The following is a 22,156-nucleotide window of genomic DNA, read 5'->3' as shown; positions in this document are numbered from 1 at the left end:
GGTCCGATCATGATTGGTCAGGCCGGCGAATTTGATTATTCGGGTGCACAGGCGTGCAAAGCCCTGAAAGCCGAAGGCTATCGCACCATCCTGGTCAACAGCAACCCGGCTACCATCATGACCGATCCGGAAACCGCCGATGTGACCTATATCGAGCCGATTACCTGGAAAGCCGTCGAAAAAATCATTGAAGTGGAGCGTCCCGATGCACTGCTGCCCACCATGGGCGGTCAGACCGCGTTAAATTGCGCGCTTGATCTTGCCCATAACGGCGTACTGGAAAAATATAACGTCCAGATGATTGGCGCCAACGAGCAGGCCATTGAGAAAGCAGAAGACCGTTTGAAGTTCAAGGACGCCATGACCAGTATTGGTCTGGAATCGGCCAAGTCGGGCGTAGCCCATACGTTGGACGAAGCCTGGGACGTGCAAAAGCGCATTGCTGCAGAAGCGGGGACCAGCGGTTTCCCGGCAGTCATTCGCCCCAGCTTTACGCTGGGCGGCACAGGTGGCGGTATTGCCTATAACGCCGAAGAATTTGAAACGATTTGCCGTCGGGGTCTTGAAGCGTCGCCAACCAGCGAACTGCTGATCGAGGAATCGCTGCTGGGCTGGAAAGAATACGAGATGGAAGTGGTGCGCGACAAGGCGGACAACTGCATCATTATCTGCTCAATTGAAAACCTTGATCCCATGGGCGTGCACACCGGCGATTCGATCACCGTGGCGCCTGCACAGACCTTGACCGACAAGGAATACCAGATCATGCGGAACGCGTCTATCGCGGTGCTGCGTGAGATCGGGGTAGAGACCGGCGGCTCCAACGTTCAGTTTGCCGTCAATCCCGAAAATGGCCGCATGATCGTGATTGAAATGAACCCGCGCGTATCGCGTTCCTCGGCGCTGGCTTCCAAGGCAACGGGCTTTCCGATTGCCAAAGTGGCGGCACGCCTGGCCGTGGGCTATACGCTGGACGAATTGCAAAATGAAATTACCGGCGGCGAAACGCCCGCATCGTTTGAGCCGACCATCGATTACGTGGTCACCAAAATTCCTCGCTTTGCCTTCGAAAAATTCCCGCAGGCCGATTCCCGTCTGACGACGCAGATGAAATCGGTGGGCGAAGTCATGGCCATGGGACGCACCTTTCAGGAGTCATTCCAGAAAGCGCTGCGCGGGCTTGAAGTCGGCGTCGATGGCCTGAACCAGAAAACGCTTGATCGTGAAAAACTGCAGGTGGAGCTGGCCGAGCCGGGTCCGGAACGGATCTGGTATGTGGGCGATGCGTTTGCCCAGGGTTTCACCCTGGATGAAGTGCATTCCCTGACCAAGATTGATCCCTGGTTTCTGGAGCAGATCAAGGAAATCGTCGACATTGAACTGGAGCTTGAGCAGAAAACGCTGTCCGACCTGAACGAGACCGTCATGCGCCGCCTGAAGCGTCGCGGCTTTTCTGATCGTCGGCTGGCGTTCTTGCTGGATGTATCCGAGTCCGAGGTACGCAAGGTGCGTCATCAGCTGGGCGTGCGTCCGGTCTACAAGCGGGTAGATACCTGCGCGGCCGAGTTCGCCACGAAAACAGCGTATATGTATTCCACTTACGAAGAAGAGTGCGAATCACACCCTACGGACAAAAAGAAGATCATTGTGCTGGGCGGCGGTCCGAACCGCATCGGTCAGGGGATCGAGTTTGACTATTGCTGCGTGCATGCCGCCCTGGCGCTGCGCGAAGACGGCTATGAAACCATCATGGTCAACTGCAATCCGGAAACAGTCTCGACCGATTACGATACTTCCGATCGCCTGTATTTCGAACCGCTCACGCTTGAAGACGTACTGGAAATCGTGCATCTGGAGCGCCCGGTCGGCATGATCGTGCAGTATGGCGGGCAAACCCCGCTGAAACTGGCGCGTGCACTTGAAGCCAATGGCGTTCCGATCATTGGCACCAGTCCCGAATCCATTGATGTGGCCGAAGATCGCGAGCGCTTCCAGAAGCTGCTGCAAAAACTCGGTCTGCGCCAACCGCCAAACCGGACAGCGCGCACCGAAGCGGAAGCCATTGCCCATGCGACCGAAATTGGTTACCCGTTGGTGGTGCGCCCAAGCTACGTGCTGGGCGGCCGCGCCATGGAGATTGTCCATGAACAGACCGATCTGGAACGCTATATGCGTGAAGCCGTCAAGGTCAGCAATGATTCTCCGGTGCTGCTTGATCGTTTCCTGAACGATGCAACAGAAGTGGACGTCGATTGTCTGGCCGACGACGAAGTGGTGTTCATTGGCGGTGTAATGGAACATATCGAACAGGCGGGCGTACACTCGGGCGATTCGGCCTGCAGCCTTCCTCCGTATTCGCTCTCGGCAGAGGTGATCGAGGAAATCGAGCGGCAGACTAGTCTGATGGCACGCGCGCTGAACGTGCGTGGCCTGATGAATGTACAGTTCGCCATCCAGGACGGGCAGGTCTATGTGCTGGAGGTCAATCCGCGCGCGTCTCGCACCGTGCCGTTTGTCTCGAAAGTAACCGGCTATCAGCTGGCCAAGATCGCGGCGCGTGCCATGGCCGGCAAGTCGCTGGCCGAGCAGGGTGTGACCGAGCAAGTGGTGCCGTCTTATTTCAGCGTCAAGGAAGCCGTCTTCCCGTTCGTCAAGTTCCCTGGCGTAGACACCATACTGGGTCCGGAAATGAAGTCTACCGGTGAAGTCATGGGCGTCGGACGCACTTTCGGTGAAGCCTTCGTCAAGTCCCAACTTGCTGCCGGCGTGCTTCTGCCGGAAACCGGCACTGCCTTTATCAGCGTCAAGGATCAGGATAAATCCAAGGCGGTGGAGCTGGCCCGTGGCCTGGTCAATCTGGGTTTCAAAGTAGTGGCCACACGTGGTACGGCCGCCAAACTCATTGAGGCTGGCGTACAGGCGCAGGTGGTCAATAAAGTGACTGAAGGGCGCCCGCACGTGGTCGATATGCTCAAGAACGGTGAAATTCAGCTTGTCATCAATACCGTGGAAGAGCGCCGCAATGCGATCTCCGACTCGCGCGTGATCCGCACGCAGTCGCTGGCCGATCGTGTTACCTTCTTTACCACGCTGGCCGGCGCCCGTGCGGCAATCGAAGGCATGCAATATCTGCGCGACTCCGATGGCATCCAGGTGTATTCACTACAGGATCTGCACGCCGGACTGGCTTCGGCAAAGAAGACATAAGTCGGTTGGCGGGCCGACTGGCTATTGCGTGTAGCTAATGAGAACGATTGCCATTTTTCTTCGTGAAATTTGGCAATTTTTCTTTATAGGGCATGCGCCGCGCAAACCTCTCTTAAAATAGGGTTTTACGTTTGATTCTTTCAAGGAGCAGCATAATGAAAGGCCATCCTAAAGTCATAGACTATCTGAACTTTCTGCTTTCAGGTGAACTCGCAGCACGGGACCAGTACTTCATTCACTCACGTATGTACCATGAATGGGGCTATACCAAGCTGTTCGAGCGTATCGGTCACGAAATGCAGGATGAGACGGATCACGCCGATGCGCTGATTCGTCGCATTCTTTTGCTGGAAGGCACACCCAAGATGGTATCTGCAGATATCCGGGTGGGCAAGGACGTGCCCGAAATGCTGCAACTTGACCTGGATACCGAGTTTGAAGTTCGGGACAATCTGAAAAAAGGCATCGCGCTTTGCGAAGAGTCCGGTGATTACGTAACACGTGAAATGTTGCGTGTGCAACTGGAAGATACCGAGGAAGACCACGCGCACTGGCTGGAACAGCAACTGGGCCTGATTGAACGACTCGGTCTGCAGAACTATCTTCAATCACAGCTGTAATAATTTCGATTGTAATATCACGAAATTCTAATATCACGATAGCGATTGCATACCGACATGCGTGTTTTTATTAGTGGCGCCAGTAGCGGTTTGGGCGAGGCTTTTGCCCGGTATTACGACGCCCGCGGCGCGCAACTGGGTCTTTTCGCCCGCTCGGGCGAAAAGCTGGAAGCGCTATCGTCATCGTTGTCAAAACCAGCGGCATGCTATGTTGGCGATGTACGGCATGCGGCCGATCTGCATGCTGCGGCTGCCGATTTTTTGCATAATGGTCCGGTGGATATTGTCATTGCCAATGCCGGCATCAGTGTCGGCATTCTCAATGGCATTGTCGAAGATGCCGAGGTGTTCCGGGAGATTATTGAAACCAATGTGCTGGGCATGGGGGCGACCTTCGAGCCCTTTATTCCCGGAATGCACAGCAAGGGGAGCGGCACATTAGTGGGGATCAGCAGCGTTGCCGGTATTCGGGGCCTGCCTGGCTCCAGCGCCTACAGTGCGTCCAAGGCCGCCACCACGGTCTTTCTGGAAAGTTTGCGCCTTGATCTGTACGGTACCGGCGTCAAAGTCGTAACGATCGCACCTGGGTTCATCGATACACCCATGACGCAGCACAATCCATATCCCATGCCGTTTTTGATGAAGCCCGATGCTTTTGCGCAGCGCGCAGGCCAGGCGATCGCTCTTGGCCGCCGCTATACCGTCATTCCATGGCAGATGGGTCTGGTTGCCAGGCTGATGCGCTTCATTCCCGATGCGCTCTATGACCGTATGATGAGCCGAGCCGGCCGCAAGCCTCGCCGACAATAGGCGCCATCCCGTCAGGCTCGGCCAGCCCGGCACCCATCACTGCGTGGGTGCGCCGGTAGCCGGACCAATTTTATGCTTTGAACTTTATGCCTCGGTCACCGCTTGTGGCAAATGACTCGTGTCGGCCCAGGACACAATCTGCCAGCTGTCGTCATTGGCAATGCGCAGGCGGTTGATGCTGGTATTGCGTTGGGTGAATTGACGTGGCGCATCGGGCGTCAGCTTGCCGGCAGCCCGCCACATCATGTCAATCGCGCCACCATGGCTTACGATCATGATTGTTTCGTTTCTGTGCTTTTGTGCCAGTGCGTTCAGTGTCTGCCTGATCCGTGCGTAAAAGGTCGCCAGGTCCTCAGCCTTGTGTTCGTCCTGGTCCAGTTCTATCGTCAGATTGTGATTGCGTGCCGAATCAAAGCCGGTCAGCTCTGACCAGAGCCGGCCTTCGAGAATACCGTAATTGCGTTCGCGCAGCCCTGGCAGGCGATGAATGGGCTTGTTGCATGACTGGGCATAGGGCAGGGCGGTGTGGTATGCCCGCTGCAGATCACTCGTATAAATGTGTTCGGGCGTCGCGTTGCTAAAACAGCCTTGCAGATGCGCATTGAGCGCCTGGGCCTGGGCGATGCCGTTGGGGTTTAGCGGAATGTCGCGCCAACCCTGCAGGCGACGCTCGGCATTCCAGTCGGTTTCGCCATGGCGGATAATCCAGAAATCGGTATGTGACATAGTTGGGCTTTCGAAGGGTAGTCGGGTGAAGGACAGAAAATGAGGGATAAAGGTCTTGCTGCCGGCCGCAGTTTTGCTTGCTCTGTGCACCGGTCAGGTCGTACACTGCATATCCAGCAAAATATGACATCACATCTGAATGGGGAAAGTAATGAGTGGACCTTTTTTTCCAATCTGGCGGCGGGTTGACCGGGCCCGGGATCATCAGATTGTAGCACCCGATGAGCGCCTGTCCTGGCCGCAGACGGCGGTAATGGGTGCGCAACACGTCGTCGCCATGTTTGGCGCGACCGTGCTGGCCCCTCTGCTGATGGGTTTCGATGCCAACCTGGCCGTGCTGATGTCCGGCATCGGCACGTTGATCTTCTTCTTTTTCGTCGCTGGCCGGGTGCCCAGCTACCTGGGTTCCAGTTTTGCTTTCATCGGCGGCGTCATTTCCGTAACGGGGTATGCCGGCAGCGGCCCGAATGCCAACATCGGCGTCGCGCTGGGCGCCATTATCGTGTGCGGTTTGGTATATGCGCTGGTTGGGGTGGTGGTTTGGTACGCCAACAGCCGGGGCAATGGCTCGGCCTGGATCGAACGGCTGATGCCTCCTGTGGTTACCGGCGCCATCGTTGCCGTGATCGGCCTGAATCTGGCGCCTATTGCCGCCAAGGGTGCGATGGGTTCGGGTTCTACCTTCGAGGCGCTCATGGCCCTGATGACCATACTGTGCGTGGCCGGCGTCGCCGTTTTTACGCGCGGCATGATACAGCGCCTGCTGATTCTGCTTGGGTTGATCGCCGCTTGCGTCATTTACTGGCTGCTAACCAATGTGGCCGGTTTGGGCGCGCCGATTGACTTTTCCGGCGTGCAGGCCGCGGCCTGGTTCGGTTTGCCGACGCTGGTTGCTCCCGAGTTTACGGTATCGGCCATTTCAGTGATGGTGCCGGTCGCTGTAATTTTGATTGCTGAAAACCTGGGTCATATCCGTGCGGTCAGCGCCATGACCGGGCAAAACCTGGACCAGTATCTGGGGCGCGCTTTCGTAGGCGACGGGGTTGCCACTATGATTTCAGGCGCTGTCGGCGGCACCGGCGTGACAACCTACGCAGAAAATATCGGTGTCATGGCCGTCACCCGTATTTATTCGACACTGGTGTTTGTGGCGGCCGCATGCATCGCCATCGTCCTGGGGTTTTCACCCAAATTCGGCGCACTGATCCATGCGATTCCCGGTCCGGTGCTGGGTGGTGTTTCCATGGTGGTTTTCGGTCTGATTGCCATTGCCGGCGCCCGTATCTGGGTGGTCAATCAGGTTGATTTTGGCGATAATCGGAACCTGATCGTGGCGGCCGTCACATTGCTGATGGGCGCCGGCAACTTTACGCTGCAATTGGGCGCTTTCAAGCTCGAAGGCATCGGAACCGCCACCTTCGGCGCCATCATTTTGTATGCGTTGCTCAATTTGCGGCAACGTTCCGCAGCCGAACCGGACCAGAGTCCGTTTGACCAGGAACAGAACCTGTAAAACTGCAATTTTTTCAATTGTTTTCAAGACTTTAGCAACATTTTTCCGAATGCTTGCATTTTGTTCAGGAATTGGAGACAATGTCATAACGATGTCCCTGGCACTAATTTAACCAGTGCCGGGGTTTATTTTTGTTTTTTCCATTCTTTTGTGCTTGCGCCAGGCATCGTTGGTCAAGTCTATAACATAACAGCACGCTCATCATCATGGCACATCATCGTGCAATGGGGGCGTTTTTACTTTTTTGAGACAGATATGGCAGGTATTCCATTAACAGCGCAAGGTGCGAAGCGCTTAGAAGAAGAATTGCACCGCTTGATCAGCGTAGAGCGCCCCGGCGTCATCCAGGCAATTGCTGAGGCACGCGCGCAGGGCGATCTGTCGGAAAATGCAGAATATGATGCAGCCCGGGAACGTCAGGGTTTTATCGAAGGCCGCATCAATGAGCTGGAGGGTCTTCTATCCAACGCGCAAATCATCGATCCGTCCAATCTGGATGTCGAAGGACGCATCGTGTTTGGTGCAACGGTCAGCATTGAAGACCTGAACTCCGGCAGTCACGTGACTTACCAGATCGTCGGTGATGCTGAATCCGATATCCGCCTGAACAGAATTTCCATTTCCAGCCCCGTTGGCAAGGCATTGATTGGCAAGGTCGAAGGCGATGTGGTCGTTGTTACTGTGCCGTCCGGCGAGAAAGAGTTTGAAATTGTCTCTGTTGAGTACAAATAAACTGCATATCGTTATGCAGCGTTCCCGGGTGTCATAGGGCACGAACCGGAATCGGTCACTCAGCGAGGCTGATATACCGATAGCAGCAAAAAAAGCCGCAGAAAATAGTCCTGCGGCTTCTTTTTTTGTCTGGCGGTAAAGCGGTTACCTGCCGCCGCGCCTGCCGGTGCGAGGCGCAGCCGTACTGCGGCGGCCGGCACGCAGCGACAGGGCGCTGCCCGCGCGTCTGGGAATGCCATGCGCGTCGCCGCCACCCGGACGCGCCACAGGGGCCCGCGCCGGCTTGCGTGCCGGTGTGCCGATCAGCTCGTCGTTTCCTCGGGCCGCCTTGCGTGGTGTTTTGCGGTCTTTCAGGGTCTTGCCTGCGGCCAGCAGCTTTTTCGGCGTATGGGGTTCATTGGGGAGTCGGCGGCTGCGTTCGACGGGTTCTTCGACTTTTTGTTCCCAACGACGGTTTTGTGAGCCGTGCCGATATAAAATAAGCGTTTTGCCGAGGTGACCAACAGCGGCACACGATAATGAATCACAGATAGTGTCGAGCATGGCAATACGCGCGGCGCGGTCATCTCCGGCAACGCGCACTTTGAGCAGACCATGCGCGGTGAGATTCATGTCAATTTCTTTCAACACCGCGGGCGTCAGGCCCTGATCACCGATCAGGACTACCGGTTTTAGCGGATGGGCGGCAGCGCGTAGTTCGCTGCGCTCTTTTGATGTCAATTCTAGGGTAGGCATAAGGTAATCAGGGCAATGGCCAAAAAGAAATTCTCGAAAGAATGGATACATCAGCATATCAATGACCCATACGTGAAAATGGCCAAGCAGAAGGGCTATCGGGCACGGGCAGCGTTTAAGCTGATTGAGATCCTGGATTCGGAAAAACTGATGCGGAAAGGGGATATTATAGTCGACTTGGGCTCTACCCCCGGCAGTTGGTCGCAGGTTGCACGCGAAAGACTCGATGCTGAGGGCGGAGTGTTGCAGGGCCGCGTCATTGCGCTGGACCTGCTGCCGATGGAGCCCATTGCGGGAGTTGAGTTCATTCAGGGCGATTTTCGTGACGACGCGGTGCTCGAGGCCTTAAGCGACAAGGTGGGCGAACAGCAGGTCAATCTGGTCATGTCGGATATGGCGCCGAACCTGTCTGGCGTCAGTTCTGCCGATTCTGCCCGGATCCAGCACGTATGCGAGCTGGCCATGGCGTTTTCCCTGCAGCATCTGACCCCCGACGGCGTCCTGATTGTCAAGGCATTTCACGGCAGCGGATTTTCCCAAATCGTGCAGATGTTCAAGCAGCACTTCAAACGGGTCGTCGAGCGCAAGCCCAAGGCTTCACGCGACAAGTCTTCGGAAACCTTTTTGCTGGGGCGCGGTCTAAAGCATCCGGATAATCGCCAGTTATAGCTATTTGTCGGTCTTGCCGGCAAAGCTAACCTGGCTGGGGACTTGCGGGCATTTCCCCTCGGTTGTAAGTTACCATGCTGCTGTGCAGCCGGTGTGGCAATAAGCCCCTTTGATGGTGTAAGACGGGGTGCCAATTGGCTTTGCCCCGCAATATCAGGAAAAAAATGACAGAAAAGCGCTTGGAAACCGGGGTTTTGCCCCAACTTAGCTGTTGTGAGCCCCCGGTTGTTATGCCGGGACAACGACTTGCTGCAGTTGCCGTAACACGCCCAGATGCAGGCAAAACCGGCGCCTTTACCCGTGCAAAATCCGGAAACGGCGGGTAATGGTTTAATTTGTTTTTAAGCCGGTTGTAAAGCCTCTTTTTTTTATCAATAGGTTAGAATCATATGAACGGGGTAAAGACGCTGCTTCCAGGGTCATTTGCCATTCATCGCAGGAGTCAGATTGTTGAATAATTCTTTTTCAAAATTCGCTATCTGGGTGGTTGTAGCGCTGGTACTTTTTACAGTATTTAAGCAATACGACGGCGCAGGTCAGGTCACAGAGGGCGTGAGCTACAGTCAGTTCATGTCTGATGCCAAGCAGGGCAAGGTGTCCAGTGTTGAAATTCAGGGCAATACCTTGACGGTCACACCCAGCTCAGGCACACGGCCTTATACGCTGACTGCTCCCAACGATCTGTGGATGGTTGGCGATCTCGTGCGCGAAGGTGTGAAAGTCACCGCCAAACAGCCCGAGCAGCCTTCATTCCTGCTTAGCGCGCTCATTTCATGGTTCCCCATGCTGCTGCTTATCGGCGTGTGGTTCTTCTTCATGCGCCAGATGCAGGGCGGCGGCAAAGGCGGCGCATTCAGCTTCGGTAAATCCCGTGCCCGCATGCTCGACGAAAGCACCAACCAGATTACCTTTTCAGATGTGGCCGGTTGCGATGAGGCCAAGGAAGATGTCAGAGAACTGGTCGATTTCCTGCGCGAGCCTGTCCGCTTCCAGCGCCTGGGGGGACGTATTCCCCGTGGTGTTCTGATGGTCGGCCCTCCGGGTACCGGTAAAACGCTGCTGGCCAAGGCCATTGCAGGCGAAGCCAAAGTGCCGTTCTTCAGTATTTCCGGTTCCGATTTTGTGGAAATGTTCGTGGGCGTGGGCGCGTCGCGTGTGCGCGATATGTTCGAAAATGCCAAGAAACAGGCGCCTTGCATCATCTTCATCGACGAGATCGACGCCGTCGGGCGTCAGCGTGGCGCCGGTGTCGGCGGTGGCAATGATGAACGCGAGCAGACACTGAACCAGATGCTGGTTGAGATGGATGGATTCGAATCCGGCCAGAGCGTGATCGTGATCGCTGCGACCAACCGTCCCGACGTACTGGATCCGGCATTGCTGCGTCCTGGTCGTTTTGACCGCCAGGTCGTGGTCAGCCTGCCCGACGTACGTGGCCGCGAGCAGATCCTGAACGTGCATATGCGCAAGGTTCCCTTGGCTCCCAACGTCGAAGCTTCGGTCATCGCGCGTGGTACGCCCGGGTTTTCCGGTGCAGATCTGGCCAATATTGTGAACGAAGCGGCCTTGTTTGCCGCGCGTCGCAGTGGTCGTACCGTCAATATGATGGATTTCGAAAACGCCAAGGACAAGATCATCATGGGGGCAGAGCGCCGTTCCATTGTCATGCCCGAGGAAGAGCGCAAAAATACGGCTTACCACGAATCGGGTCATGCGATTGTGGCCCGGATGCTGCCTAAAACCGATCCTGTGCACAAAGTGACTATCATTCCGCGTGGTCGTGCGCTGGGCGTCACCATGCAATTGCCTGAAGGTGACCGTTACAGCATGGATAAAGAGCGTTTGCTCAATACCATTGCCGTATTGTTCGGCGGGCGTATTGCAGAAGAAATCTTCATGAACCAGATGACCACCGGTGCGTCCAATGACTTTGAACGCGCGACGGCCATCGCCCGCGATATCGTGACGCGCTACGGCATGACCGAATCACTGGGTCCCATGGTCTATGCCGAAAACGAAAATGAAGTGTTTTTGGGGCGCAGTGTCACCAAGACCACCCATGTGTCAGAGGCGACCATGCAAAAGGTTGATGCAGAAATCCGCAGCATTATCGATGAGCAGTATTTGGTGGCGCGCAAAATCATCGAGGCCAACAGCGACAAGATGCACGTCATGGCCAAGACGTTACTGGAGTGGGAAACCATCAATGCCGAGCAAATTGGCGATATCATGGCCGGGCGCCCACCGCGTCCGCCGGAAGAGTCTGAGCCAACAAGTGATTCCTCGGATACGCCACCGCCTTCATCAGGCCCTGCTCGGAAAGATCCTGGTAGCGATAAAGCAACTGTGACTGCCTGATTTTACTGCTGTATTTTTCATGAATCATTCCACATTCATTTGCGGGCGCTTTGAGCTTACACTCAAGCGCCCGCTTGTCATGGGCATCGTCAATGTGACGCCCGACTCCTTTTCCGATGGCGCTGCCCATTTCTCGGCCGATGCGGCTACTGCGCACGCGCTGGACCTGATCGGGCAGGGCGCCGATATCCTGGACATAGGTGGTGAATCCACACGCCCTGGCGCCGATGCCGTTTCCGAAGAAGAGGAGCTCAGGCGCATCATTCCAGTGATACACAATCTGCGTGATTGCGGCAAACCCATATCCGTTGACACATTCAAGCCGGCAGTGATGCGCGCGGCCCTGGAGGCCGGCGCCGATCTGATCAATGATATTTATGCCTTGCGTATGCCCGGCGCCCTTGAGGTCGTGGCAGCCCATCCCAATTGCGGGGTATGCCTGATGCATATGCAGGGTGAACCCAAAACCATGCAGGCTGCGCCACAGTACGAAAACGTGACTGACGAGGTGTACCGGTTTCTGGATGAACGCAAGGCGGTGGCGGTGGCAGCTGGTATCGCGCCCTCGCGCATCTGTCTGGATCCGGGATATGGTTTCGGTAAGACAGTGCAGCAGAATTATCAGCTTTTACGTGAACAGGACCGGCTGTCCGGTTTACACTCACCGTTATTGATCGGTCTGTCCCGTAAAACCATGATTGCATCGGTTACGGGCCGGGCCCCGCAGGATCGCGTTGCAGGCAGCATTGCCGGCGCGCTGGCTGCTGCAAATCGGGGCGCGGCTATCATACGGGTGCACGATGTTGCACAAACTGCTGATGCCCTCAAAGTGTGGGCAGCCATAGAACAAGGAGACATGCATGGAGCGTAAATATTTCGGAACAGACGGGGTCCGTGGTGAAGTAGGCGGTCCGGTCATCAATGCGGAGTTCGCACTGCGGCTGGGATATGCTGCAGGCCGGGTGTTATCCAAGAATTATAAGGACAGCGCCCGTCCTAAAGTACTGATCGGCAAGGACACACGCATTTCAGGCTATATGCTGGAGTCGGCGCTGGAAGCCGGGTTGTCAGCTGCCGGAATTGATGTTTATCTGGCAGGACCCATTCCGACTCCTGCAGTGGCCTATCTGACCCGCGCACTGCGGCTGACTGCCGGTGTGGTCATCAGTGCTTCTCACAATCCCTATCCGGATAACGGGATCAAGTTTTTTTCTGGTAACGGGATGAAGCTGCCCGACGATGTTGAAATGGAAATCGAAGCAGCGCTTGGCGAGCCGGTAGGTTGCGTGGACTCGGAGCATATCGGTCGTGCCCGACGCATGCCCGACGCAGCCGGACGTTATATTGAGTTTTGCAAAAGTACGTTTCCCAATGACCTGGACCTCAAAGGTATGAAAATCGTGGTAGATGGCGCGCATGGCGCGGCCTATCACATTGCACCACATGTATTTCGCGAGTTGGGCGCTGACGTAGTGGCAATCGGTTGCAGCCCGGATGGCTTCAATATCAACCGGGACGTAGGTGCATTGCACCCCGAATCGCTTGCCGCAAAGGTAAAGGAAGTGGGCGCCCATTATGGCATCGCGCTGGATGGCGATGCTGACCGGATTCAGATGGTGGACGCCAAGGGGCGTATCTACAATGGCGACGAATTGCTTTATGCCATGGTCCGCGAGCGCATGATGCACGGCCGCGTGGCCGGCGTCGTGGGCACGCTCATGACCAACTACGGCTTTGAAAAAGTCATGCAGATCATGGGTGTGCCCTTTGAGCGGGCTAACGTGGGTGATCGATACGTGCTGGAAGCCATGCAGAGAAATGGCTGGCTCTATGGCGGCGAGAGCTCCGGCCATCTGCTGTGCCTGGACCACCATAGCACTGGTGACGGTATTATTGCTGGTTTGCAGGTGCTGACGGCACTGGTGCGTAGTGGCAAAACGCTCGCACAATTCATTTCAGATCTGAAGATGTATCCGCAGATCATGGTCAATGTTCCCTGGAAAAAAGGTGCTGACTGGAAGGCCCATGCCGGCTTGCAGGCGGCCAAAGAAGAGGTGGAACGTGAACTGGACGGCCGTGGCCGCGTGCTGATCCGCGCTTCGGGCACTGAACCCAAGCTGCGGCTGATGGTCGAAGCCGAATCCGAAGCGCTGGCCCGTCAGGGCGTGGAACGTCTGCAGGCGGTAGATCTGGCTGCGTGATTTCTCGTTGCCAGTTGTATGCAGTTTGTGCAACTGGCAATGCATTCTGTTGTAAGATTTCAAAAAATCGAAATATTACCTGTATGTGAAAAGTTTTTGTCAAATGAACCGGGTATCATGCAGCTTTACAGTAAATCTTAGGAATTGACCCGAATGCAAGAAATCATGCGGATCCAGGCAGACGAGAACGATACGTCAAGCCACAGCCTGGTCTTGGGGATTGCCACAACCGCCGAGGAAGTCGAACAGTTGCAGCGATTGCGTTACGAGGTCTATACCAACGAGATGAACGTGGTATTCCCCGGCGCAATCAACGGCGTAGACATTGAACCGTTTGACAAATGGTGTGTCCATTTGATGGTTCGGGACCTGAAAACAGATGCTGTCGTAGGCACCTACCGGATCCTGAGTCCGGAAAAGGCAGCAGAGGCCGGCGGCTATTATTCCGAGCTGGAATTCAATATTGATCAGCTGGCGGGCATCCGCCATGTGTTATGTGAGTGCGGCCGCTCATGTACGCATCCAGACTACCGCAATGGACAAGCGATCATGCTGCTCTGGAACGGTCTGGCGCGCTATCTGCTCAGCAACAATTATCGCTATATGCTCGGTTGCGCCAGCGTCAGTCTGGCCGATGGCGGCGTGCAGGCCTCCAAGGTCTGGCGTGCGGCCAAACGCGACATCGACGCGCATCCCGAGCGTCCGATTATGGTGCCCATCAACCCGTATCCGCTGGACAAGCTCACGCTCACAGATGATGCGAAAACACCGGCGCTGATCAAAGGATATCTGAAGATCGGCGCGCATATCTGCGGTGAGCCGGCCTTTGACCGGGACTTCAATTCCGCCGATTTTCCGGTCATTATCGATGTGGCCAATATCGATCCTCGATACAAAAAACACTTCGGCCTGGCCTGATACGTATACGGCACCCGTTGCCAGAGAGAGGCCTGGCAGGGTGGTGGCCCTTTGCGCCGGGCAGCCGGGGGGCAATCTGGTTTTAGTGTTTGGGTGTGGTAATGCTACGCCAGGCGCGAGGCATCAGGAAGGAATAATGTCCAGGGTAAAGCCTGCTTTTTTCCATTCGGCGGCTTCCAGCGTCAGCGTATACCGGGTCAGCGGGTGATCTTCCAGCCATTTCTTGCCTACGCGCAACATCAGTTTCTGCTTGTCGGTTTCCAGTGAAACCGGTAGTGACGTAACCGGCTGGCGGCGGCGCATGAAGACGACGGCCAGCCTCAGGCACAGGGTCAGCAGCCATTTGACGCGGCTTGGCTTCTCGGGCAGCAGTTTGTCCAGCTTGCCCTGATGGCCCAGCGTAAGGAAAGAGAGCAGCTCCTGCTCAGCTTCGGAAAAACCGGGCATGTCGGCGTTGGCCATGACGTATGCGGTGTGCTTGTGATAATTATTCTGTGAGATGCTCAGGCCGGTTTCATGCAAGTCGCAGGCCCAGCTCAGGTAGCGCCGCAGATCATCCGCCGCTGTTTCATCGGCCAGTATTGAATCAAAAAAGGCCAGCGCCTGCTTTTTCACGCGCGCGGCCTGCCGGCTGTCAATATGGTAGCGCTTCATGAATACGTCCGCGGTTTCATCACGCTTGTCATGAGAGCTGTCGCGACCCAACATATCGTACAAGACGCCGACGCGTAGCGCGCCGTCCCCCTGGAACATCTGCTTGACCTGCAGTTCACTGAAAATGGCCATCATGATGGACAGGCCTGCTGGCAGCACTTCCATGCGATCCAGTTTGAGGCCGCGCAATTCCGGCGCGTGGGCACTACCGTGGCGGATCAGCACTTTTTTCAGCTTTTGCATGCCATCCAGCGTAATGCCTTTTTCGGAAAAGCCGGATTCTTCCAGGGTCGCAACCAGCGCCTTGGCTGTGCCCGAAGAGCCAAAGGCCTCATCCCATCCCAGATGTCGATACTGTCTGGAAATGATTTCAATTTCCTTTCTTGCCGCGATTTCAGCCAGGACAAACCCTTCTTCGGTGACTTTGCCTGCGGGGAAAAAGGATTTGGTGTAGCTGACGCAGCCCATTGCCAGTGATTTCATGATCAGCGGTTCAAGCTCCCGACCAATGATAAATTCAGTGGAGCCGCCCCCGATATCGACGACAAAGCGCTGCTTGCCCGAAGGCGGCAATTCGTGAACAACGCCGGAATAAACCAGGCGGGCTTCTTCCTGCCCGGAAATGACCTCTATCGGGTAGCCCAGCGCGGCTTCCGCACGGGGCAGAAAATCAGCCACGTTGCGCGCGACGCGAAAGGTATTGGTCGCCACGGCACGTACACGGCCGGCAGGAAAGTTTTCCAACCGCTCGCCAAAGCGGGACAGTACGGCGATGGCGCGCTGGATTGCTTCTTCGTCCAGCACACGCTCGGCGTTCAGGCCTGCGGCAAGCCTGACGGTTTCCTTGAGGCGATCTGTTGCATAAATCTGTACAGAATCATCATTCTGGACAATTCTTGCAATGGACAGGCGAAAACTGTTGGAGCCCAAGTCTACGGCGGCAAGTAATTGGTCCATGGTGCATCTGATAGGTAAGGGAAACGCCATTTTAGTGAAAAAAGGCGCAACAGTGAGCGAAATAAGGGAGATCGGCAACATGATTTTTATTTGTCATTAATTTGTTATATTGTGAGAGTATAAGAACAGTTCTTTTCCAAAAGCCTAAAACACATAACAACTGCATTCATGTCCGATACCAATTCCGTCCCCGTTTCTGCTCCTCTTGCTGACTCCGTCACGCTGCTCAATCGCGAACTGTCTTTGCTAAAATTCAATGAACGGGTACTGGGCATGGCGATGAACCAGGCCAATCCTCTGCTGGAGCGCCTGCGCTACCTGTGTATTGTCAGCTCCAATCTGGACGAGTTTTTCGAAATTCGCATCTCCAGTCTGAAAGAACAGGAGCGGCAGTTTCCCAATGTGCCGGGCGACGATGGCCTGACGCCTTCGGCGGCCTTCGAACTGGTGCAGCAACGCGTGCATGAACTGGTTGAGCGCCAGTATGCGCTCCTGAACAAGGATATTTTTCCCGCATTGCGCAAGCAGGGCGTATCTGTACTGGCTCCCAGGGAATACACAGAGGCCGTTTCCGCCTGGGCTCGCGATGTATTTCTCAATGAGGTGCTGCCGCTGCTTACGCCTATCGGCCTTGATCCGGCGCACCCGTTTCCGCGTGTTTATAACAAAAGCCTGAACTTTATCGTATCGCTCAGCGGCGAAGATGCCTTTGGCCGCCGTGCGTCCATTGCCATTGTGCAGGCGCCGCGCGCCTTGCCTCGTTTGCTTGAAATTCCCGAGTCGGTATGCGGGCACCGCCATTGCTATACGCTGTTGTCCTCGCTGATGCAGCAGTTTTCCGAAGAACTGTTCCCGGGCATGCAAGTCAAGGGGCTGTATCAATGGCGTGTTACGCGCAACAGCGACCTGTTTGTCGATGAAGACGAGGTGACCAATCTGCGGCAGGCATTGCAGGGGGAGCTGTCGCAGCGCAACTTCGGGGCGGCAGTTCGTTTGGAGATTTCCGAAGACACACCGGTAGAACTCGAACATTTTCTGCAGCGTGAATTTGCGCTGGGTCCCAAGGATACCTACCGCACTCACGGCAGTGTGAATATGACGCGGCTGATGCCGCTATGCGATATTGATGCCGACCCGCAGTTGGTGTTCCCCAGCTATCGTGCCCGTCTGCCGGCCCCGTTCGATTCCATGAACGACAATCCCGCCGAAATGTTCGAGGCGATTGCGCGGGAAGATTTGTTATTGCATCATCCGTACCAGTCATTTAAACCAGTGATCGACTTTCTGACTTCGGCTGCGCTGGATCCACAGGTGGTGGCGATCAAGCAGACTATATATCGTACGGGTGAGGATTCCGAACTGATGGGACTGCTGCTGGCGGCAGCCAAGGCCGGTAAGGAAGTTACCGTCGTAGTGGAGCTGATGGCCCGCTTTGATGAACAGACCAATATCAACTGGGCGGCCAAGCTGGAAGAGGTCGGCGCACACGTCGTATATGGTGTCGTCGGCCATAAAACGCATGGCAAAATGCTGCTGGTACTGCGCAAGGAAGGCAAGAAAATTGTTCGCTACGGACATCTGGGCACCGGAAATTATCATCCGCGCACGGCAAGGCTCTATACCGATTTTGGTCTTTTGACTGCCAATCCTGATCTGACCAACGATATGGATCGGGTGTTCTCGCTGCTTACAGGCCTGGGCGCCCGTCGTCCGCTCAAACTGCTGCTGCAATCGCCGTTTACGCTGCACGATCGGGTACTCAAGATGATTCAGGCTGAGACCGAACAGGCGAAGGCTGGAAAAAAAGCAGTGATCATGGCAAAGATGAACTCTTTGCTGGAAGTCGAAGTGATCAACGCCCTGTACAAAGCCAGCCAGGCCGGCGTTCGCATTGAGCTGATTGTGCGAGGTGTGTGTGCGCTGCGCTCTGGCGTGCCCGGCCTGTCGGAAAATATTCGTGTGCGTTCTATTATCGGCCGCTTTCTGGAGCACTCGCGGGTGTTTTATTTTCACGCCGGCGGCCAGGAGCAGGTTTACCTGTCTTCCGCTGACTGGATGGCGCGCAATTTTTTCCGGCGCGTGGAAGTGGCCTTTCCTATCCTGAATCCGGTTCTGAAAAAACGGGTGATCAATGAGTCTTTTATTTTTCCGTTGAAGGACAACGTGCTGTCGTGGGAACAGAAGCCCAGTAGCGAGTACGAACGTATCAAGAATCGCCGCGAGCCCTTCAATATTCATCAGTACTTGATGAATCTGCTTGGCAAGGCCAGTTGATTACAGGTAACGCATGCGCAGGCCCCGGGCGTCGTCTCACACTCAGACCAGGCGTTCGCTACCGAATGATAGTACGGTAACGCGGGAATACGTCTGGGTTGTTGCGATCTTTGAGAATGCCACAGCTGCGTTGTGCAGGGTCGCGGCAGGGCCTAAATTGCACAGTCCCATAAGTATAGATTGGTGGGGAGATAGCGTCGGCCCTGTCCGGAAGCGGGCAAGTGACCGGTCGGAAGCGATAAGGGGGCCGGCTGTCGGCCAGCTCAATCGCGTCAACGGCGAACCCGACCCGGCGATGGCTGGATCAGGTGTCGTCAGGCAGGCCTTCCGGTATTTTTTGCGCGGCGGCCCACACAAAAAAACCACATACGAAAAGCAGACAGGTGAGGGTGAGTCAACGGCAGTTTGTAACATGACATAATATGACAGGCCCTTGCGACGTGTTGTTTGCAGTCTGCTTTTTTTAGATGATTTTGCGGTCTTTTGACACAATTTTGTCACATGAATTATTCTTTAAGCTATTGATAATAAATAATAAATATTATAAATATAGTGTTTTCCCTGATGACGGAAAAAAACTGCCTTATATTTGTCACTATCTTGTCATATAACCGTTTTACTATACTCGGCATGGACACCAAGGTTCGTATTTTGTTACCTCTTTAACGTATTAAGGAATATACATGTTCAAACATGCACTTAAAAGCGTCTCTGTCGCCATCGCGCTGTCGACTGCGACTTTCGCCGCACATGCCGCCAACGTGACCGGTGCAGGCGCTTCTTTTCCATACCCTGTTTATGCCAAATGGGCATCCATGTACGCAGCTGAGACCGGTAATAAAATCAATTACCAATCTATCGGTTCTGGTGGCGGCCAACAACAAATTATCGCCAAGACGGTAGATTTTGGCGCGTCTGACGACCCATTGGACGAAAAGAAACTGGCTGAAAATGGTCTGTTGCAGTTTCCCGCGGTCATTGGCGGTACCGTTGCTGTCGTTAATATCGATGGCATCAAACCAGGCCAACTGAAACTGACAGGTCCTGTTCTGGCCGATATCTACCTGGGTAAAATCACCAAGTGGAACGATCAGGCGATTGCTTCCCTGAACCCTGGCGTCACTTTGCCTGACGCGGCCATTATCGTTGTCCATCGTTCAGATGGTTCAGGTACAACCTTTGGCTGGACCAACTACCTGTCCAAAGTTTCTCCCGAGTGGAAAGAAAAAGTGGGTGAAGGCAAGGCCGTCAAATGGCCGGCAGGACAGGGCGGCAAGGGTAACGAAGGCGTAGCTGCTTATGTAGGTCAGCTGAAAAACGCTATCGGTTACGTTGAGTACGCATATGCCAAGCAGAACAATCTGTCCTGGACTCAGCTGAAAAACAAAGATGGCCAATTCGTTCAGCCTGAACAGACAGCGTTTGCTGCCGCTGCAGCCAACGCCGACTGGAAAAGCGCGCCAGGCATGGGTGTCGTACTGACCGAAGAGCCAGGTGCTGATTCCTGGCCCGTAACAGCAGCAACCTTTATTTTGGTGCACAAGAAAGCAGACAAGCCAGAACAGACTAAAGCTGTCCTGTCTTTCTTTGACTGGGCATTCAAAAACGGTGCCAAAGCCGCTGCTGAAATTGACTATGTACCACTGCCAGATGCTGTAACCAAAGAAGTTCGCGCAGCATGGGCTGCCGAGATCAAAACGGCAGACGGTCAGGCGGTTTGGAAATAATCAGGTCACACGACTTGACCCTCTGAACAAAACATGGCGACTTAATCATTTAAGCCGCCATGTTTTTTACGAACACCAAGACGGGTTTACAATGAGCGTTTCGATAACGACAACAGGGGCCGAGCCTACCCGGTCCGCCATCCAGACTATGCAAAAACAACTTCCTCCGACACCGGCCAAGAGCAACGCGTTTGCCGACATGTTGTTCAAGAATGTGGCACGTTTTTTTGCCTTTTTTGTATTCATGCTACTTGCGGCCATCATGGTTTCACTGTTGTATGGAAGTCAGGAAACGCTGCTCAAGTATGGTGCGGCCTTCTTGTGGACAAATGACTGGGATCCTGTGAATGACGTTTACGGCGCGGTTGTTCCCATTATTGGTACGCTGATTACCGCGTTTGTGGCTCTTATTATCGCTGTGCCGGTATCTTTTGGCATCGCAATGTTCCTCACCGAACTGGCCCCAACCTGGCTGCGTCGCCCCCTGGGTACTGCCATCGAGCTGCTGGCGGCCATTCCGTCCATTATTTATGGCATGTGGGGTTTGTTCGTCTTTGTCCCCATCTTTCAACAATACGTCCAGCCCACGTTGATCAATGTGCTGGGCGGCGTGCCCTTTATTGGGCAGTTTTTCCAGGGCGCGCCCTTTGGTATCGGCCTGTTTACGGCCGGCCTGGTGCTGTCCATTATGGTCATTCCATATATTGCTTCGGTCATGCGTGACGTATTTGAAGTGGTTCCGCCTATGCTCAAGGAATCGGCCTATGGCCTGGGATCCACGACCTGGGAAGTCATGTGGCGCGTCGTGCTGCCTTACACAAAAACCGGCGTGATCGGCGGTATCATGCTCGGTCTTGGCAGGGCATTGGGTGAAACCATGGCCGTCACGTTTGTGATCGGTAATTCGTTTCGCCTGCCGGGCAGTGTTTTCGATCCGTCCAACTCGATCGCATCGGCCATTGCCAACGAATTCAATGAAGCCGGCGGTTTGCAGAAATCTTCCCTGATTGAATTGGGCCTGATCCTGTTCCTGATCACAACCTTGGTATTGATGGCCTCGCGCCTCATGCTGGCAAGATTGTCAGCGGCCGAAGGTAAGAAATCCTGATTGTGGGGCTCAAGAGATAAATCATGAATACAACGACTGCAACAACACCACAGGCCAATTCGGCCATCAACCCTGGCAACTGGATCTACCGTCGCCGCCATATGCGCAACAAGCTCATGCTTGCCTTATCGTCGGCAGCCCTGCTGTTCGGCCTGTTCTGGCTGGTCTGGATCCTGTTTACCTTGGCTGTGAAGGGCGGCGGTTCACTCTCATTTTCGCTATTTACCGAAAAGACACCGGGGCCCGGCGAATCCGGCGGGCTGGCCAATGCGCTGATCGGTTCCGTACTGATGTCCGGGGTTGGTACGGCTATCGGTACGCCAATTGGCATTCTGGCCGGGACCTATCTGGCTGAATATGGGCAGCGGGGCTGGCTGGCGCCGGCGACCCGCTTTTTGAATGACGTGCTGCTATCTGCGCCATCCATCGTTATCGGCCTGTTCATTTATGCCATCGTGGTTGCCACCTCGGGGCACTATTCGGGTTGGGCCGGTTCCTTTGCCCTGGCCATTCTGGTTATTCCTGTGGTGGTGCGCACCACAGACAATATGCTGGCGCTGGTGCCCAACAGCCTGCGCGAGGCCGCGTCTGCACTGGGCTGCCCGAAATGGCGCGTTATTACGCTGGTATGCTACAAAGCGGCCATGTCTGGAATCCTGACGGGCGTCTTGCTGGCCGTGGCCCGTATTGCCGGCGAGACCGCGCCGCTGTTGTTTACCGCGCTATCCAATCAGTTCACCAGCTGGAACATGAATGCGCCAATGGCCAATCTGCCGGTCGTGATCTATCAATATGCTGCCAGTCCATTCAAGGACTGGAATGAGTTGGCGTGGGCTGGCGCCACCCTCATCACATTGCTGGTGCTGGCGCTCAATATTCTCGCCCGTAACTTGTTTCGCAAACAATAGTCAGCGATCCCTAAATTAAAGTATTCGTCAGGAAGACAC

At 55.1% G+C, this 22,156-nt stretch carries 17 protein-coding genes; 14 read left to right on the top strand and 3 right to left on the bottom strand.

The features are described 5' to 3' along the window. From carB to ACTIKR_RS05040, 3 genes are all read left to right on the top strand, one after another. Nucleotides 1–3,207, top strand: a 3,207-nt coding sequence (gene carB / locus ACTIKR_RS05050; RefSeq protein WP_442327269.1) for a carbamoyl-phosphate synthase large subunit, incomplete at its 5' end; no start/stop codon positions are given. 155 nt (nucleotides 3,208–3,362) lie between these two features. After that, a complete protein-coding gene (gene bfr, locus ACTIKR_RS05045; protein ID WP_193088760.1) occupies nucleotides 3,363–3,827 on the top strand; it encodes a bacterioferritin in 465 nt (154 codons plus the stop codon). 57 nt (nucleotides 3,828–3,884) lie between these two features. Continuing rightward, the gene (locus ACTIKR_RS05040; RefSeq protein WP_442327268.1) at nucleotides 3,885–4,637 is read left to right on the top strand and encodes an SDR family oxidoreductase; all 753 of its coding nucleotides are present in this window, start codon (nucleotides 3,885–3,887) and stop codon (nucleotides 4,635–4,637) included. Between the two features lie 84 nt (nucleotides 4,638–4,721). On the opposite strand, the gene ACTIKR_RS05035 is transcribed toward ACTIKR_RS05040, so the two are convergent. Beyond that, nucleotides 4,722–5,363 carry a histidine phosphatase family protein gene (locus tag ACTIKR_RS05035; protein ID WP_442327267.1) on the bottom strand — a complete coding sequence of 214 codons (642 nt, stop codon included), beginning with the start codon at nucleotides 5,361–5,363 and terminating at the stop codon, nucleotides 4,722–4,724. A gap of 151 nt (nucleotides 5,364–5,514) precedes the next feature. Here ACTIKR_RS05035 and ACTIKR_RS05030 point away from each other — a divergent pair, with 151 nt between their 5' ends. Both ACTIKR_RS05030 and greA read left to right on the top strand, forming a co-directional pair. Then, on the top strand, nucleotides 5,515–6,876 hold the full coding sequence (locus tag ACTIKR_RS05030; RefSeq protein ID WP_442327266.1) for a solute carrier family 23 protein: 1,362 nt from the start codon (nucleotides 5,515–5,517) through the stop codon (nucleotides 6,874–6,876). A gap of 255 nt (nucleotides 6,877–7,131) precedes the next feature. Further along, nucleotides 7,132–7,608 (top strand): transcription elongation factor GreA, encoded by a 477-nt coding sequence (gene greA / locus ACTIKR_RS05025; protein WP_193088879.1) that lies wholly within the window; start codon nucleotides 7,132–7,134, stop codon nucleotides 7,606–7,608. A gap of 144 nt (nucleotides 7,609–7,752) precedes the next feature. On the opposite strand, the gene ACTIKR_RS05020 is transcribed toward greA, so the two are convergent. Next, complete coding sequence (locus ACTIKR_RS05020; RefSeq protein ID WP_442327265.1) at nucleotides 7,753–8,343, bottom strand: YhbY family RNA-binding protein; 591 nt, start codon at nucleotides 8,341–8,343, stop codon at nucleotides 7,753–7,755. 15 nt (nucleotides 8,344–8,358) lie between these two features. Here ACTIKR_RS05020 and ACTIKR_RS05015 point away from each other — a divergent pair, with 15 nt between their 5' ends. The 5 genes from ACTIKR_RS05015 (at nucleotide 8,359) to ACTIKR_RS04995 (ending at nucleotide 14,489) form a co-directional block, all read left to right on the top strand. Beyond that, nucleotides 8,359–9,012 (top strand): RlmE family RNA methyltransferase, encoded by a 654-nt coding sequence (locus ACTIKR_RS05015; protein ID WP_442327264.1) that lies wholly within the window; start codon nucleotides 8,359–8,361, stop codon nucleotides 9,010–9,012. 450 nt (nucleotides 9,013–9,462) lie between these two features. Continuing rightward, nucleotides 9,463–11,370, top strand: coding sequence for an ATP-dependent zinc metalloprotease FtsH (gene ftsH / locus ACTIKR_RS05010; protein WP_193088766.1), 1,908 nt, complete (start codon nucleotides 9,463–9,465; stop codon nucleotides 11,368–11,370). 19 nt (nucleotides 11,371–11,389) lie between these two features. After that, nucleotides 11,390–12,241, top strand: coding sequence for a dihydropteroate synthase (folP, locus tag ACTIKR_RS05005; protein WP_442327263.1), 852 nt, complete (start codon nucleotides 11,390–11,392; stop codon nucleotides 12,239–12,241). Then, nucleotides 12,231–13,571, top strand: coding sequence for a phosphoglucosamine mutase (glmM, locus tag ACTIKR_RS05000; protein ID WP_442327262.1), 1,341 nt, complete (start codon nucleotides 12,231–12,233; stop codon nucleotides 13,569–13,571). Before folP ends, glmM begins: the two co-directional genes overlap by 11 nt. Nucleotides 13,572–13,724: 153 nt before the next feature. Next, nucleotides 13,725–14,489 (top strand): GNAT family N-acetyltransferase, encoded by a 765-nt coding sequence (locus ACTIKR_RS04995; RefSeq protein ID WP_193088769.1) that lies wholly within the window; start codon nucleotides 13,725–13,727, stop codon nucleotides 14,487–14,489. 123 nt (nucleotides 14,490–14,612) lie between these two features. Here the strand turns inward: ACTIKR_RS04995 and ACTIKR_RS04990 are convergent, their stop codons facing one another. After that, nucleotides 14,613–16,100: a Ppx/GppA phosphatase family protein gene (locus ACTIKR_RS04990; protein WP_193088770.1), complete on the bottom strand. Its 1,488-nt coding sequence runs from the start codon at nucleotides 16,098–16,100 to the stop codon at nucleotides 14,613–14,615. A 168-nt stretch (nucleotides 16,101–16,268) separates the two neighbouring features. Between ACTIKR_RS04990 and ppk1 the strand changes: the two genes are divergently transcribed. The 4 genes from ppk1 (at nucleotide 16,269) to pstA (ending at nucleotide 22,117) form a co-directional block, all read left to right on the top strand. Then, nucleotides 16,269–18,374: a polyphosphate kinase 1 gene (gene ppk1, locus ACTIKR_RS04985; RefSeq protein WP_193088771.1), complete on the top strand. Its 2,106-nt coding sequence runs from the start codon at nucleotides 16,269–16,271 to the stop codon at nucleotides 18,372–18,374. A 683-nt stretch (nucleotides 18,375–19,057) separates the two neighbouring features. Then, nucleotides 19,058–20,101, top strand: coding sequence for a phosphate ABC transporter substrate-binding protein PstS (gene pstS, locus ACTIKR_RS04980; protein ID WP_193088772.1), 1,044 nt, complete (start codon nucleotides 19,058–19,060; stop codon nucleotides 20,099–20,101). A 148-nt stretch (nucleotides 20,102–20,249) separates the two neighbouring features. Next, nucleotides 20,250–21,209, top strand: coding sequence for a phosphate ABC transporter permease subunit PstC (gene pstC, locus ACTIKR_RS04975; protein ID WP_193088880.1), 960 nt, complete (start codon nucleotides 20,250–20,252; stop codon nucleotides 21,207–21,209). Between the two features lie 23 nt (nucleotides 21,210–21,232). Beyond that, nucleotides 21,233–22,117 carry a phosphate ABC transporter permease PstA gene (gene pstA / locus ACTIKR_RS04970; protein ID WP_193088773.1) on the top strand — a complete coding sequence of 295 codons (885 nt, stop codon included), beginning with the start codon at nucleotides 21,233–21,235 and terminating at the stop codon, nucleotides 22,115–22,117. Nucleotides 22,118–22,156: the final 39 nt, after the last annotated feature.

This window comes from Advenella sp., from assembly GCF_052108595.1.
Taxonomy (GTDB): domain Bacteria; phylum Pseudomonadota; class Gammaproteobacteria; order Burkholderiales; family Burkholderiaceae_B; genus Advenella.
Note: the sequence above shows the minus strand (reverse complement) of the source record. Positions and strands in the feature narration are given on the sequence as shown.